We start from the raw sequence: 15,664 nt of genomic DNA, 5'->3' as shown, positions 1-15,664 counted from the left end.
GGCCATTCCATTCCTTAACCCGTTATTTACCGTAAGGAACAAAAGTCAGGTTCTGAGGCAGACGACCTGCGCAAAATTCGATTGTCTCTTCAGTGGGACGCGCGGGGAGGCTGATGGCGCTGGTGGGGGCGCCGTAGCGGAACCGGACCAAAGCATGAATTCGCGCGTATCGTGGAGCGTAGACGACATCGATCCTTCCGTCCGCGAAAGGGCCGAGGCGGCTGCACGCCGCTCCGGCATGTCACTAAACGACTGGCTCAATTCCACCCTCGGCGAATCCGCATCGTCCAGCTTCGGCGCGTCTTCGGCGCAGCGGCCCGCTGCGGCTGGCCGGCAAGTCCCCGACGTCGCCGACATTCACCAGCGGCTGGATTCGATTACCCGGCAGATCGAGCAGATCTCGCGGCCGGCGCCGCGCGGCGAGCCGACGGTGGCCCGCCAGCTCAACGACGCCATTTCGCGCCTCGACGCGCGGCTGTCGCAGATTTCGAATTCCGCGCCGGCACGGCACGCCCAGGTGCAGGAGAGGCAGCGCCAGACTGACCTGGTCGAGCGCGCCGCCGCCCAGGTCTATCGTCCCGCGCCGCCGCTCAGCCCTGCCTCGATGGATTTTGCGATCGCCGAAATCACCGCGCGCCAGAACGAGCTCGACAGCCCGCCGCCGCGCCAGATGCCGCCGCGCAATGGCGGTGCCGCGTCGGCACAGCCGCATTCCGCGCAACCGGCAGCGCCGGCGGGGCCGGACTTTTCCTCGCTCGAACGGCACCTGCTCAAGATCACAAGCCAGATCGAGGCGCTGCAGCGCCCCGACCATATCGAGCAGTCGATCGCCGCCTTCCGCAGCGAGCTCGCCGAGATCCGTCAGGCCATCACCGAAGCGGTGCCGCGCCGCGAGATCGAATCGCTCGAGAACGAAATCCGCTCGCTGTCCCGCCGCATCGACGACAGCCGCCAGCACGGCTCCGACGGCCAGGTGCTGGCCAATATAGAGCGCGCGCTCGGTGAAATCCGCGACGCGCTGGGCTCGCTCACGCCCGCCGAGCAGCTCACCGGTTATGACGAGGCGATCCGCAATCTCGGCGCCAAGCTCGACATGATCCTGCGCACCAACGACGATCCGTCGACCGTGCAGCAGCTCGAAAGCGCGATTGCCGCGCTACGCGGCATCGTCTCCAACGTCGCCTCCAACGACGCGCTGGCCCGGCTCTCAGAGGACGTGCACACGCTGTCGGCCAAGGTCGACCAGCTGTCCCGCTTCGACGGCAACAGCGACGCCTTCGGACAGCTCGAACAGCGCCTGGCCGCGCTGACCTCGACGCTGGAAAGCCGGCCGACGGCCACCGCGGGCGAGCCTTCGGAATATGTCGAGAACGCGCTGCGCACGCTGTCGGAACGGCTCGATCGCATCCCGGTCGGCAACGACAATGCGTCCGCGTTCGCCCATCTCGAACAGCGCGTGTCCTATCTGCTGGAGCGCCTGGAGGCCTCCAACGACCGTACCGCAGCGCCTGCCGCCATCGATCTCGGACGGGTCGAGGAAGGCCTGCACGACATTCTGCGTTCGCTGGAGCGCCAGCACGCCAGCCTGGTCGCGCTCGCCGATTCCAACCGCAGCAACGCCGGCGGCCCTGCGCAGCCGATGGATCCCGGCATCGTCGATCTGGTGAAGCGCGAACTGTCCGACATCCGCTTCAGCCAGTCGGAGACTGACCGCCGCACGCAGGAATCGCTGGAAACCGTCCACGGCACGCTCGGCCACGTGGTCGATCGCCTGTCGATGATCGAAGGCGATCTGCGCACGGTTCGTCCGGCACCGGCTGCCACACCCGCCCTTTCGACTGCAGCGGCCGAAATCAGCGAGGAACTGCCTCGCCCGACGACGCCGCTGAAAACCTATGCGCAGCAAACCAAGCCGGAATTGCCGAACCCTGCCGCACTGCAGGCCTTGGCGCCGGAGGCCTTTGCCGCCGCCCCGCGCGACTTCCACGCGGCGCAGCCCCCCGCCGCGCCGGTTGCCGCCCCGCCGGTGCCGCCGCGCGCGATCAGCGAAATCCTGGAGCCGCACGCCGCAGCGCCGCGCACGGTGATCGCGCCGGACTTGCCGCCCGATCATCCGCTCGAGCCGGGCACGCGGCCGCCCGCGCGGATGGCGACGCCGTCGGAACGGATTGCAGCTTCCGAAAACGCAATCAGCGAGATCGCGGCCGGGCCGAAAGAGCCGGTCAGTTCGTCGAGCTTCATTGCCGCTGCCCGCCGCGCCGCGCAGGCCGCGGCCGCAGCGCCGCCGCCCGAGAAGGCCGGACGTGCAGCCAAGGCCGCGCCCAAGGACAAGGGCAGCGACAAGGCCAAGGCAAAGGCGGACGACAAGGCACCCTCGAACATCTCCTCCAAGATCCGCTCGCTGCTGGTCGGCGCGAGCGTGGTCGTGATCGTGCTCGGCACGTTCAAGATGGCGATGACGCTGCTCGATACCGGCAGCGTGCTGCAACTGCCGATGATGGAGCAGCCGAGCGAGCCAGCTCCTCCGGCGGCACAGGCGCCCGCGCCGGCGGAGACCGTCAGGCCCGCAATGGCCCCGACGCAGGCCCCGGCACCGATGATGATTTCGCCGACGCCGGTCGAGAAGCAGTCGAACAATTCCTCGGCACCGAATACGCTGGACAGCGCGCGGATCGCACCGCCGCCGCAGGTGCCCGTTCTGCCGCAGACCACGGTGCCGCAGGCCGCGGCCAGCGACATCACCGGCGCGATCGCGACGGTGCCGGCGACCGGCGGCAAGCTCGCCATGATCGCGGTGCCGCCGACCGAGCGGCTGCCCGACGCGATTGGCGGTCCGGCGTTGCGTACCGCCGCGCTGAAGGGCGACCCGACCGCGGCCTACGAGATCGGCGTGCGCTTTGCCGAAGGCAAGGGCGTTGCGCCGAACCTCGACGAAGCCGCGAAGTGGTATGACCGCGCAGCGCAGGCCGGCATCGTGCCGGCACTGTTCCGGCTCGGCACCTTCTATGAGAAGGGCCTCAGTGTGAAAAGGGACGTCGAGATCGCGCGGCGTTACTATCTGCAGGCGGCCGAGCGCGGCAGCGCCAAGGCGATGCATAACCTCGCCGTGCTGGATGCCGATGGCGGCGGCAAGGGCGCCAACTACAAGAGCGCGTCGACCTGGTTCCGCAAGGCCGCCGACCGCGGCGTCGCCGACAGCCAGTTCAACCTCGGCATTCTCTATGCCCGCGGCATCGGCGTCGAACAGAACCTCGCCGAATCCTTCAAATGGTTCAGCCTAGCGGCCGCCCAGGGTGACGCAGACGCCGGCCGCAAGCGCGACGATGTCGCCAAGCGGCTCGACGCCCAATCGTTGGCAGCGGCCCGGCTCGCGATCCAGACCTTTACGGTCGAGCCGCAGCCCGAGGATGCCGTCAACGTGGCCTCGCCCGCCGGTGGCTGGGACTCCGCGCCGGCGACAGCCAAGCCCGCCGGCAAGCCGGCTGCAACCAAGCGCACCGCCGCCGTCCACTGATCAAGATCTCCGCCGACATCGCCACCGCAGGCCGCGCATGGACCCCGGCTCTGCAGCGCGTCGCCATAGCGTGTCGAAGACACGCGTAAACGCGCTTATGGCGCTGCGCTGCGTCCGGGGAACGGAGACCGTTTGGCTCAAATGTTCTCGTGTCCCGGACGCGTTGCGGCACGCAGTGACGCGACGCAGAGCCGGGACCCATGAACCGGCTATGCCATATCCGCGACGATGAATTCGTGTATTGCTTCAGGCCAACCTGCCCTCTGACAAGGTCCGGCGGATAGAGAGGATTAATTGTCGACAAAAGATAACCAGGGGGAAAACGGTTTCCGCAGGTCGCCGACGGGTCCTGCGGTCGCGCCGCCGCGCATTCCGCCCGGTCAGGTCCCACCACCTCGGATGGCGTCACCGCCGGGCCAGGCGCCGCGGCCCCGATGGCATTTCTGGTCGGCCGCGGTCTTCCTCATCCTGCTGTCCAGTGTCGGCATTCGCGCCTACCGGGACCTGTCGCGACCGGAGGCCTGGCACTACTGGAAGGATCAATACGTCTCGCCGAGCCTGACATCGGAAGTGATCGACACGCTTTATCTCGACGGCTCGAGCCGCGGCCAGCGCGCGCTGTTCGTCAGCGGCACCATCGGCCCGGCCGCCGCGAGCTGGCTTCGCTCAAGGCTGGAGCAGGCCAATCTCGCCGCCGGCGACATCGTCCTGCTGGCCTCGCCCGGCGGCGATCTGAACCAGGCCATGATCATGGGCGAGATCATCCGGCAGCGCTCGCTCGCGACCGCGGTCGGCAGCACCGACGCCTCCGGCCGCATCAAGCCGGCCTATTGCGCCAGTGCCTGCGTGCTCGCCTATGCCGGCGGCAAGCCCCGCTTCGGCGTGTTGGGTTCGGCGCTCGGCGTTCACAGGTTTGTCACAACCAGGCCCGTGAGCGATCCCGTCGCGGAGGCGCAGCGGATATCGGGCACGGTGCTGGGCTATATGACCAAAATGGGCGTCTCGTCCTCGATCGTCGAGGCGATGTCCGAAACCCGGGAGATTCGCTGGCTCAGCTCCCGGCAGGCATTGGCGATGAACCTCGTCACCGACCCCATCGACAAGCCCTGAGCCCACCGCGGGTTCATCAGGCAAAAATTTGCCTTCCCGGGCATTTTTAGTGCCTCATCCCGGCGAATTCAGTTATGCAAAGGTGCGGGAACCGGCGCTGCGCGCGCAATGATGCATGCGCGAACCGGCGCCCACTGCCGGCAAACACAACAGAAACCACGTCCCGAGCGGCCTCCCCGGCCGCCTCGTGCGGCAAAGCTACAAAAGCAGGCGCGCGTGCAGCTCTACCTCCCGATCGCCGATATCCCGGTCAATGTTTTCCTCATCCTGGCGATGGGCGCGGCGGTGGGATTCGTCTCGGGCATGTTCGGGATCGGCGGCGGCTTCCTGATGACGCCGCTACTGATTTTCGTCGGCATTGCACCCGCGGTCGCGGTCGCCTCGGTCGCCAGCCACATCGCCGCCTCCTCGTTCTCCGGCGCGATCTCTTATTGGCGACGGCGCGCGATCGATCCGGTGCTGGCGGCCGTTTTATTGACCGGGGGCAGTCTAGGCACAGTTTTGGGGGTGTGGACCTTTACGCTGCTCCGCGCGCTCGGTCAGCTCGATCTGATGATCGCGATGTCCTACGTCATCCTGCTGACCACCGTCGGCGGCCTGATGTTCTGGGAAGGCCTGCGGGCGCTGCTGCGGGCCCGCAAGGGCGGCCCCGTTACCATGCGCCGCCCCGGCAGCCATGTCTGGATCCACGGCCTGCCGCTGAAGATGCGCTTCAAGCGTTCGAAGATCTATCTGTCCGTCATTCCGGTCGTGGTGATCGGGCTGATTATCGGCTTTATCGGCGCCGTGATGGGCATCGGCGGCGGCTTCATCCTGGTGCCGCTTTTGATCTACGTGCTGCGGGTGCCGACCTCGACGGTGATCGGCACCTCAATGGTGCTGACCCTCGTCACCATGGTGTTCGCCACCATGCTGCACGCGGTGACCAATCATCTGGTTGACGCCGTGCTGGCGCTGATCCTGATGGTCGGCGGCGTCACCGGCGCGCAGTTCGGCGCCCGCGCCGGGCAGAAGATCCGCGGCGAACATCTGCGCCTGCTGCTCGGCCTCTTGGTGCTGGCCGTCGGCATCCGCTTCGCCGTCGAGCTGGTGATCCGGCCCGAGGACCTCTTCACCGTGCGGGAAACGGGGGGGACGGGATGACCGCACGCCTCACCCGCATGCTGGGATGGCTGGCGCTGGGCGCGCTGCTCGCGGCCTCTCCGGTGCAGGCGGAACGGCTGATCGTGTCGGTGTCGAACCACCGCGTCACCGTGACCCCGAACTATTCCGGCGAGGAGCTGGTGCTGTTCGGCTCGGTGGAGAAGGACGCCAACACGCCGCCCGGCCGCACCTACGATCTGGTGGTGACGGTCGCCGGCCCGCGTGCTGACATGGTCACCCGCCGCAAGGAACGGCGGTTCGGGATCTGGATCAACACCGACTACCGGCAATTCCTGAGGGTGCCGACCTATCTGGCGCTGTTCTCCAACCGTCCGTTCGACGCGATCGCCTCGCCCGAGGTGCAGCGGCGGCAGCAGCTCGGCCTCAACAACGTCCTGCTGACCCAGCGCGTCAGCGGCGACTATGCCGACGTGGTGCCTGATGACGCGTTCCGCAGTGCCTTCGTGCGGCTGCGCCGCCAGCATGGCCTCTACCGCGAGGAGACCTCGGCGGTCACCTTCCTGACGCCGACACTGTTCCGCACCGGCATTCCGCTGCCGGCGGAAGTGCCGATCGGTCTCTATAACGTCGAGATCAAGCTGTTCGCCGAGGGCGCGCTGGTGGCAAAGACCGATACGGCATTCGAGATTGTCAAGGTCGGCTTCGAGCAGTTCGTCGCCACCACGGCGCAGCAGCACGGCTTCGTCTACGGCGCGATCACCGCCTTCATGGCGCTGATGACGGGATGGATGGCTTCGATCGTGTTCAGGAAGGATTGAGTTCAACCCTCATGGTGAGGAGCGCGTCTTCGCGCGTCTCGAACCATGAGGCCCGCGGCCCATCCTTCCTTCGAGACGCCGCTGCGCGGCTCCTCAGGATGAGGTCTGGAGTACGTGGCACTACTTACCACCGACGAAAAACCCCACAGCCATCGCGACGACGCTGAGCATCATCGCAATCGTCGACAGCCAGCCGAGCCAATACAGTGGGCCTTTGACCACGAAGGTGCCCATCACATCGCGTCGCTTTGCCATCAGCATCAACAGCACCATCACCGGCACGGCGAGCACGCCGTTGATGACGGCGCTCCAGTACAGCGCCGAGATCGGGTTGATCGGCGTGAAGTTCAGCGCGATGCCGATCCCTGCCGACAGCGCCAGCACGGCGTAGAAAGCGGCGGCTTCCTTTGGCTTGCGGGCAAGACCGACCGGCCAGCGCCGCCCCTCGCCGACCGCGTAAGCCGTGGCGCCAGCCAGCACCGGGATCGCCAACAGGCCGGTGCCGACGATGCCGAGCGCAAAGATCGCTTCAGCAAGCACACCGGCGATCGGACGCAGCGCTTCGGCAGCTTCCGCCGAACTCTGGATGTTGGTCTTGCCGGCCGCATGCAACGCCGCCGCCGCAGTAATGATGATCGACAGCGCGATCAGGTTCGAGAACGCCATGCCGATGATGGTGTCGGCGCGGATGCGGCTGAATTCCCGGCGGGCGCCGTAATGCTTTTCGATCAGCGGGCGCTTGCTCGCATCGACGCGCTGATCCTCGGCCTCCTGCGAGGCCTGCCAGAAGAACAGGTAGGGCGAAATCGTCGTGCCGAAGATCGCGACGATGGTGGTGAAATAGTCGAAATTCCAGGCAAGGCGCGGCAGCAGGATGCCGGCAAGCGCGTCGCCCCACGACAACTTGGCGAAAGCGAGCGCTGCGACATAAGCGAACAGGCTAAGCGTCAGCCACTTCAGCACCGCGACGTAGCGCTTGTAATCGAGGAAGATCTGCGCGCCGACCGAGATAAGGCCGAACAGCAGGACATAGACAATGCTGTGGCCGCCGATCAGCAGCCTGGTCGCGTCCGCCATGGCGCCGAGATCGGCGCCGATGTTGATGGTATTGGCGATGAACAGCAGCGCCACCACGACGTTCAGCAGCCAATTCGAATAGTGCCGGCACACATTGCCGGATATGCCGTGACCGGTGACGCGGCCGACCCGCGCCGAGATCTCCTGGATCGCCGCCATCAGCGGAAACGTGAGCAGCATCGTCCAGCCGATGCCGTAGCCGAATTGCGCGCCGGCTTGGCTGTAGGTGCCGATCCCAGACGGATCGTCATCGGCCGCGCCGGTGATCAGGCCGGGACCGAGCGCCTTAAGCGCATCGCGGAAGCTGAATGCCCGCCGAGGACCGGCCTTTTCTCCTTGCTTGGAGTGACTGGAAGCCCGACTCGCGAGATGCTTGGAATTTGATTTGGTTCGATTTGTCATGCCCGATCCAGTCCCACCGACAACGACCCCGAAGGATCCCGGTTCCTATGTAGGAACCTACTTCAGGGCCGCGGGAGCTGGATACACGCGTGGCTGGGCTCAGGACAGCATTTCGACGATCGTCGCGACGCCCGGCTCCAGGATGCGCAGCCGCGATCCGAAACCGAGCGTGTCGAAGCTGGCGCGAAGATCGCCGGCGCTCTGCTTGAAGTGCGCCCAGCCATCCGTATGCACCGGCACGATCACCGCGTCCGGAAACGCGCGCGCGGTCTCGATCGTATCGTTGGTATCCATGGTGAGATGAAACGGACCGCGGGTTTGCGCGGCCCCGGCGAACGGCAGCACCACGCCGCATGTGAAACGCTTGGCCACTTCCGCAACGCCGTCGAACCAGGTGGTGTCGCCGCTGATGTAGATCGGGCGGCTGCCGGGCTTGCTGGATTCCACGACGAAGCCGATGACATCGCCCGCCAGCGGCTCGATGCCGGCCGGACCGTGACGGGCCGGCGTCGCGGTGATGGTCAGCGAGTGGCCGTTCTTCTTGAGCTCGGTCGATGCCCAGGGCGCAAAACCCTCGGTGTGGCCGCCGAGCCGCTTTGCGCCCACCTCCGTTGTCAGCACCCGCTTCGCTTCTTTGAGGAAGTCGCGCCCGGAATGATCGAGATTGTCCGAATGCTGATCGTGGCTCAGCAGCACCGCATCGATCGCGCCGACATCGCGCACGCTCATCGCGGGTCCGGTCAGTTTCTCCAGCTTTACATGCGGCAGTTGATAGTCGCCGGGCTGATCGAAGGTCGGATCGGTCAGCAGACGGAAGCCGTCGATTTCGATCAACGCGGTGGGGCCGCCGATCAGGGTGATGGTCACGGTCATGATGTTCTCCTTATGCAGACGGGCCGGCCGCAGCGGGGCGGGTCACCAGGTAAATGCCGAGCGCGACGGGAAGGATGCCGAGCAAATCGCGGAACTCGACGTGCTCGCCGAGCACGAGAAAGGCGAACAGCATGCCGAGCGGCGGCATCAGGAAATGATAGGCACTCGCGGCCGTCGCGCCACACACTTTCAGGAGATGAAACCAGAGCAGGTAAGCGAGGATCGAGCCGCCGAGCACGAGGAAGGCAAAGGCACCGGCGAGCCGCGCACTCGGCACGATCTCGCTGAAGCTGGAGAGCGTGAACGCGAACGGCATCACGGCAAGGCCGCCGGCGATGTTCTGGATGCCGTTGCCGATCCACAGTGAGCCCTTCGGCGCCAGCGCCTTGAACAGGATGGTGCCGGCCACGATCGAGACCAATGACGCCAGCGTGAACAGGATGCCGTGCCAGTCATCGGTCCCGACCGACATGCGATGCCAGACGATGAAGGCGACGCCGGCGATGCCGAGTGCGAGGCCCGTCACCTTGCGCAACGTCATGGCTTCGCCGAGGAACAGCGCAGCCAGCATCGCGGTGAAAACCGGATTGGCTGATACGATCAGGCCGCCGAGACCTGCGGAGACCGTCTGCAGCCCGGTATAGCCGAGGCCGAGATAGAGGGCATTGTTGGCGACGCCGAGCACGGCGAACACGACAGCGTCGCGCCACGACAGATCCCATTTTTCGCTGCGCAGTGCGGAAATGCCGAGGATCAGCACGCCCGCCAGCGAGAAGCGCGCGGCGAGCAGGATCAGCGGCGGACAGTCAGTGACGCCGATCTTGCCAGCGACGAAGGCAAAGCTCCAGAGCAGGCAGAACGCCGCAATATAGAGCGAGAGCGGGTTGAAGGCCGTACGGGGAACCGCGACGGAGGGCGCGAGCGACATGGCAAAGTCTCCTTTGCCCATGATCTAGGGCTTTGCCTTGATATTTGGAAATTAAATGATAGACTGGATTCCAGTGGATTTATGAATGGAGCATTCACATGCTCGATCTGGAGCTCCTGCGCAGCTTCGTTTCCGTGGTCGATGCCGGCGGCTTCACCCGCGCCGGCGAGCGCGTCCATCGCACGCAATCGACGGTGAGCCAGCAGATCAAGCGGCTGGAAGACGATGTCGGCCAGCCGCTACTCAACCGCAACGGCAAGGACGTAACGCCGACCGAAGCCGGCGAGCGGCTACTTTCCTATGCGCGGCGGCTGTTGGCGCTGGCTGAGGAAGCTCGCGATGTGATGGCGCGGCCGGAAAGCGAAGGCGCGGTCAGGCTCGGTGTGCCCGAGGATTTCGCCGCTTACCGTCTGGCCAAACTGCTGGCAGCGTTCTCGCGCTCGCATCCCGGCCTGCGGCTCGACGTGCGCGCCGATCAGAGCGCCAACCTCAAGCGTGAGCTCGAGCGCGGCGAACTCGATCTCGCCTTGTTCAAGCGCGCGGCGGGAGAAAAGGGCGGCATCGCGGTGTGGCCTGAGCGCGTGCACTGGGTCACCAGCAAAAGCCGTCCGCGCGATACCCGCACCGGCTCGGTGCCGCTGATTGGCTTCCCCACTGGGTGCCTGTACCGGGCGGGCGCGATCCATGCGCTGGAAAGCGCCGGGCGCAGCTGGCACATGGCCTATACCTCCTCCAACCTCGCCGGGATCCAGGCCGCGGTCGCAGCCGGCATGGGCCTTTCCATTCTCTCGGAGATAGCGATCCAGGCCGATCACCGTGTGCTGACGGCGAAGGATGGATTCGCGCCGATCGAACGCACCGAAGTGGCGCTGGTGGCCTCGCCCGACGCCAGCCCGGCGACACTGCGGCTGGCCGAGCGCCTCGCGGAGTTCTGCAGCAATGTGCAGGCAAAGGCGGCGTAGCAGAACGAAGAATCGTAGGGTGGGCAAAGGAGCGGTAAGCGACGTGCCCATCATCCATCGACGACGTCGCTTGTGAATGGTGGGCACTCTGCGCTTTGCCCACCCTACGCCACTACGCATCGGTGCAGTCTCAATAACACCGCGACGCGATGATGCTGTGCAGCCTGTTGTCGCCAAGCACATGCGCCATGAAGTCGGGCGCGCCGAAAATTTTTGCGAAGGCCGCGTCGCGAATGCTCAGCCCCCCGGCATAGGCGCCGAACGCCGGCATCACCGCGCGCTCGCCATCGGAAACGAAGCAGCGGCGTTCGATCGATCGGCCTCGCGTCGGCACGCGCGCCTTGGGATGCAGATGGCCGGCGATTTCGCCGGCGGCGCCGGTCGGCTCGTGCCGGAAGGCGATCGGCCCGATCGCGACCTCATTCGCGACCGTGCCGCCGAGATCGGACGGCAAAGCCGGATCGTGGTTTCCCGAGATCCAGATCCAGTCGCGCCGCGCCTGCATCGCCGCGAGCGCCTCGCGATCGGGCGTCGATAGCCGTTCATGCGCTTCAGAATCGTGAAAACTGTCGCCGAGCGCAATCACCATGCGCGGGTCGTGCCGCGCGATCACGACGGCAAGGCGGCTCAGCGTCGCCACCGTGTCATAGGGCGGCAGCAGCACGCCACGTTTGGCGAAGCTGGAGCCTTTTTCCAGATGCAGGTCGGAAACCACGAGCAGGCACTGCTCCTGCCAGAACAGCGCACCCGAGACATCGGCGACAAACGTCACATCAGATATCATGACCTTCGAGGCGCGCATCTGTTGATCGTCTTCCGAAGATTGCGCCCCCGCCGTCACGTGCCTTCCGCCTATCCCATCGCCTCTTTGACCAGTTCATCGGCGGCTTCCGCCAGCAACTCGTCCGATGCTTCGCCATAAACTGACTCGCGGCCGATTTCCAGCATCACGGGCACGGCGAGTGGCGAAACATGTTCGAGTTCCCGGTGGGTGATTCGCCCTTGGATGCGTGAGAGCATATCACCTAGGCGCTTCAGATCGAGCAGGCCGGTGGCGGCATCGGCGCGCGCGGCGCGCAGCAGCACATGGTCGGCCTGGTGCTTGCGCAGCACGTCATAGACGAGGTCGGTCGAGAACAGCACCTGACGGCGGGATTTTTCCTCGCCGGTGAAGCGCCGCGCGATCAGGCCGGAGATGATGGCGCAGGTGCGGAAGGTGCGCTTCATCAGCGCCGATTCGGCAAGCCACGCTTCGAGATCGTCGCCGAGCATGTCGGGGGCGAAGAGCGCGTTGAGATCGAGCTTGCCGTGGCGAATCATGAACGACATGTCGCCGAGCCCCCACACCGCCATCGCATATTCATTGGCGACGAAGCCGAGCGGCCGCACCCGCGCCCGCTCCATCCGCCGCGTCAAGAGCATGCCGAGCGTCTGGTGCGCCAGCCGACCTTCGAAGGGGTAGCAGACGAGGTAGTGCTTGTTGGCGCGAGGGAAGGTTTCGACCAAGAGCTCGCGCACCGCCGGCACGCGCGAAAAATCCTTCTGCAGCGACAGCCAGTCGCGCACCTGTTCGGGAAGCGCATTCCATTGCCGCCGGTCGTCAAGCAATTTGCGGACGCGCTCGGCCAGATAGGTCGAGAGCGGAAACTTGCCCCCCATATAGGACGGCACCTTGGCGTCCTTGTCGTTGGCGCGAGAGACATAGACGACGTCCTCCGCCAGCGCTTCGTAGCGCACGACCTCGCCGCTGAACACAAAGGTATCGCCGATCACGAGGCCCTCGATGAAAGCTTCCTCGATCTCGCCGAGCATCCGTCCGCCGCGGCCGAGCGCGCCGGTCGAGCCGGCGCCGCCACCGCGCGAACGCACAAGTCTCACCTTGAGCATCGCTTCCTCGACGATAGTGCCGACATTGAGGCGGTAGCTCTGCCGCACTTTTGGATTGGCGACGCGCCAGTGGCCCTGCTTATCCTGCTTGATGCGGGCGAAGCGCTCGTAGGTTTTCAGCGCATAGCCGCCGGTGGCGACGAAATCGACGACATCGTCGAAATCACTTCGCGTCAGCGAGGCGTAAGGCGCCGAAGTCAGCACTTCCGCATAGAGCTCATCGGAGAAAAACGGTTCGCCGCAGGCGCAGCCGAGCACGTGCTGCGCCAGCACGTCGAGCGCTCCGGTGCGCAGCGGCGGCGTGTCTTGCGCATTCTCGGCGATCGCATCGATCGCGACGCGGCACTCCAGCACCTCGAAGCGGTTGGCCGGCACGAGCACGGCGCGGGACGCTTCGTCGATGCGGTGGTTGGCGCGGCCGATCCGCTGCATCAGGCGTGACGATCCCTTGGGCGCGCCGACATTGATGACGAGGTCGACATCGCCCCAGTCGACGCCGAGGTCGAGCGATGAGGTGCAGACCACGCCGCGCAGCTTGCCGGCTGCCATGGCATCCTCGACCTTGCGGCGCTGCGCGACGTCGAGCGAGCCGTGATGCAGGGCGATGGCAAGGCCGTCGTCGTTCATCCGCCAAAAATCCTGGAACAGCATTTCGGCCTGGCTGCGGGTGTTGACGAAGATCAGCGTGGTCTTGTTGCGCTTGATCAGCTCGTACATTTCGCCAAGCGCATGGCGCGCGGTGTGGCCGGCCCAGGGTAGCCGCTCCTGCGTGTCCAGCATCTCGACCACAGGCTCCGCCGCGCCGCCGGCGACGACGATGTCGGCGGCGTCCTCCCTGCCCGCATGCTGCGGTACCAGAAACCGCGCCAGCGATTGCGGCTCCGCAACCGTCGCGGATAGCCCGATCCCGCGCATCTCGGGCGCAAGCCGCCACAGCCGCGCCAAACCTAGCGACAGCAGGTCGCCGCGTTTAGAAGTGACGAGCGCATGCAACTCGTCGAGCACGATGCGCTTGAGCGAGGAAAACAGGAAAGGCGCGTCGTCCGACGACAACAAGAGCGCCAGCTGCTCCGGAGTCGTCAGCAGGATATCCGGCGGATAGCGCCGCTGCCGCTGCCGCCGCGATACCGGCGTGTCGCCGGTGCGGGTCTCGACCTTGATCGGCAGCCCCATCTCGGCAATCGGCGTTTCCAGGTTGCGCGCGATATCGACCGCCAGCGCCTTCAGCGGCGAGATATAGAGGGTATGGAGACCGCCGGTGCGTTTGACGGCACGGCCGGTGGAGATGAGGCTTTTCGGGCCCTCGTTCCGCTGCACGCGGGGCTGCGAGAGCTCCACCAGCGTCGGCAGGAAGCCTGCCAACGTCTTGCCGGCGCCGGTCGGCGCGATCAGCAGCGCGGAGCGGTCGTCGGCGGCCTTGGCCAGCAGCGCAAGCTGATGCTCGCGCGGCGACCAGCCGCGGGCGTCGAACCAGCGCCGGAAGCGGTCGGGCAAGAGCGTTGCCGTTTCGAGCGGCGCAAGGGGCAAGGGTTGAGGCGACGGCACAGGGAAAGAGGTAAGCCGTCGCGAGGGGTTCGTCGAGGGGCCTCGGAAGTCACCTCGCCCCGCCCTTCGCGGAGAGAGGTCGGATTGCGGAGCAATCCGGGTGAGGGGCTCTCTCCGCGGACATTGTATCGACCGTCTGCGCGGAGAGAGCCCCTCACCCCTACCCTCTCCCCGCGAAGGGCGGGGAGAGGGAGAAGAGCAGCTACTCCGTCACCGGCTTGTCCGAGATATCCCAGTCCTTGCCGTTGAAGATCGAGATGTAGAGCGTCTTCATCGGCGTGTAATCCTCGGGCGTGTAGCTGTAGTTTACGCCGTCGAGGAAATAGGGCGAGTGGAAGCCGGCCAGTGTCGTTGCCTGCTTCAGCACGTTGGCGCGGGTGAGTTCGTCGCCGCAGCGGCGCAGGATTTCCGCCATGCTCGCGACCTGGCCATAGCCGGCAAAGGCGATGGTGTTGTCGGGATCGACGTTGGGCAGATACTTCTTGCGCAGCTCCTCGAACGCCAGCACGTCGGGATCCTTTTCGAAGCGCGGCACGCCGACCTCCTTGGCGTATCTGATCGCGACGATGCCCTTCGCGTTCTCGAAGCCGGCGGCGCTGAGAATCGAACGTCCTGTCGATCCTGCCGACAATAGATGCAGCGGCTTCCAGCCGAGTTCGGCGACCTTGCGGATCGACTGCGACGACGCCTTGCCGGTCGAGATGTTGTAGAAGACATCCGCGCCCGACTTCGAGAGGTTGATGAGCTGAGAATCGACCGTCGGATCGGTCAGATCGTAGGTCTGTTCCAAGATCACCTTGGCGGTGCCGCCGGCATCGGCCAGCACCTTCTTGAAGGGACCGAGGAAGTCGCGGCCGAAATCGTCGTTCTGGTAGAGGATGCCGATCTTGGCGTCCGGCTTCACACCGACGACATGGCGGGCGAGAATGCGCGCCTCGGTCGGATAGAGCGGCAGGCCCGCCATGGTCCATTTGAAATTCTTCGGGTCGTTCCATTTCGACGCGCCGGTATTGAGCAGCAGCTGCGGCACGCCCTTTGAGTTGAGATATTTGTGCACGGCGGTCTGCGGCGCGGTGCCGAGCGAGCCGTACAGCGCCAGCACTTCCTCCTGCTCGACCAGCCGCCGCGTGGCCTCGACGCATTTCGGCGCGCTGTAGGCGTCGTCCATGGAAAAGAATTTTACCTTGCGGCCGTTGATGCCGCCCTTTTCGTTCAGCATCTGGAAATAGGCCTCGCCGACGCGCCCGAGCACGCCGTAGAGCGAGCCGGGACCGGAATGCGGCACGGTCTGCCCGATCTTGATTTCGGTGTCGCTGGCACCCGGGTCGTATTTCTTTTCCGCCGCCCAGACGAAGGGCGCCGGCAGCGTCGATGCGACGACGGATGCGAACGCGGTGGCGCCAAATTCGCGCCGGGTCTGCTTTTTCTTCATTGTTGTTCTCCC

Annotated in this window: 11 protein-coding genes; 5 read left to right on the top strand and 6 right to left on the bottom strand. The window is 65.7% G+C overall.

The window, feature by feature from the left end; translation table 11 throughout:
• Positions 1 to 154: 154 nt before the first annotated feature.
• The 4 genes from QA643_RS03600 to QA643_RS03585 all read left to right on the top strand — a co-directional run bounded on the left by QA643_RS03600 (position 155) and on the right by QA643_RS03585 (position 6,546).
• Positions 155 to 3,514: a hypothetical protein gene (locus QA643_RS03600; protein WP_283031840.1), complete on the top strand. Its 3,360-nt coding sequence runs from the start codon at positions 155 to 157 to the stop codon at positions 3,512 to 3,514.
• A gap of 294 nt (positions 3,515 to 3,808) precedes the next feature.
• Positions 3,809 to 4,624, top strand: a complete 816-nt coding sequence (locus tag QA643_RS03595; protein WP_283031839.1) for a hypothetical protein — start codon at positions 3,809 to 3,811, stop codon at positions 4,622 to 4,624.
• A gap of 216 nt (positions 4,625 to 4,840) precedes the next feature.
• The gene (locus QA643_RS03590) at positions 4,841 to 5,767 is read left to right on the top strand and encodes a sulfite exporter TauE/SafE family protein (RefSeq protein WP_283031838.1); all 927 of its coding nucleotides are present in this window, start codon (positions 4,841 to 4,843) and stop codon (positions 5,765 to 5,767) included.
• A gap of 17 nt (positions 5,768 to 5,784) precedes the next feature.
• A complete protein-coding gene (locus tag QA643_RS03585; RefSeq protein ID WP_283034700.1) occupies positions 5,785 to 6,546 on the top strand; it encodes a TIGR02186 family protein in 762 nt (253 codons plus the stop codon).
• Positions 6,547 to 6,666: 120 nt separating this feature from the next.
• On the opposite strand, the gene QA643_RS03580 is transcribed toward QA643_RS03585, so the two are convergent.
• The 3 genes from QA643_RS03580 to QA643_RS03570 all read right to left on the bottom strand — a co-directional run bounded on the left by QA643_RS03580 (position 6,667) and on the right by QA643_RS03570 (position 9,826).
• On the bottom strand, positions 6,667 to 8,025 hold the full coding sequence (locus QA643_RS03580) for a divalent metal cation transporter (RefSeq protein WP_283031837.1): 1,359 nt from the start codon (positions 8,023 to 8,025) through the stop codon (positions 6,667 to 6,669).
• Positions 8,026 to 8,124: 99 nt separating this feature from the next.
• Positions 8,125 to 8,898: an MBL fold metallo-hydrolase gene (locus tag QA643_RS03575; protein WP_283031836.1), complete on the bottom strand. Its 774-nt coding sequence runs from the start codon at positions 8,896 to 8,898 to the stop codon at positions 8,125 to 8,127.
• A 10-nt stretch (positions 8,899 to 8,908) separates the two neighbouring features.
• Positions 8,909 to 9,826: a DMT family transporter gene (locus QA643_RS03570; RefSeq protein ID WP_283031835.1), complete on the bottom strand. Its 918-nt coding sequence runs from the start codon at positions 9,824 to 9,826 to the stop codon at positions 8,909 to 8,911.
• 98 nt (positions 9,827 to 9,924) lie between these two features.
• On the opposite strand from QA643_RS03570, the gene QA643_RS03565 reads away from it, so the two are divergent.
• Positions 9,925 to 10,788 carry a LysR substrate-binding domain-containing protein gene (locus tag QA643_RS03565; protein ID WP_283031834.1) on the top strand — a complete coding sequence of 288 codons (864 nt, stop codon included), beginning with the start codon at positions 9,925 to 9,927 and terminating at the stop codon, positions 10,786 to 10,788.
• 130 nt (positions 10,789 to 10,918) lie between these two features.
• Here QA643_RS03565 and pdeM read toward each other — a convergent pair whose 3' ends face one another.
• The 3 genes from pdeM to QA643_RS03550 all read right to left on the bottom strand — a co-directional run bounded on the left by pdeM (position 10,919) and on the right by QA643_RS03550 (position 15,652).
• Entirely contained in the window at positions 10,919 to 11,590 is a 672-nt protein-coding gene (gene pdeM, locus QA643_RS03560; protein WP_283031833.1) for a ligase-associated DNA damage response endonuclease PdeM, read from the bottom strand.
• A 50-nt stretch (positions 11,591 to 11,640) separates the two neighbouring features.
• Positions 11,641 to 14,220 (bottom strand): ligase-associated DNA damage response DEXH box helicase, encoded by a 2,580-nt coding sequence (locus tag QA643_RS03555; RefSeq protein ID WP_283031832.1) that lies wholly within the window; start codon positions 14,218 to 14,220, stop codon positions 11,641 to 11,643.
• 202 nt (positions 14,221 to 14,422) lie between these two features.
• A complete protein-coding gene (locus tag QA643_RS03550; RefSeq protein ID WP_283031831.1) occupies positions 14,423 to 15,652 on the bottom strand; it encodes an ABC transporter substrate-binding protein in 1,230 nt (409 codons plus the stop codon).
• Positions 15,653 to 15,664 lie beyond the last annotated feature (12 nt).

The organism is Bradyrhizobium sp. CB3481 (assembly GCF_029714305.1).
Lineage (GTDB): Bacteria > Pseudomonadota > Alphaproteobacteria > Rhizobiales > Xanthobacteraceae > Bradyrhizobium.
Note: the sequence above shows the minus strand (reverse complement) of the source record. Positions and strands in the feature narration are given on the sequence as shown.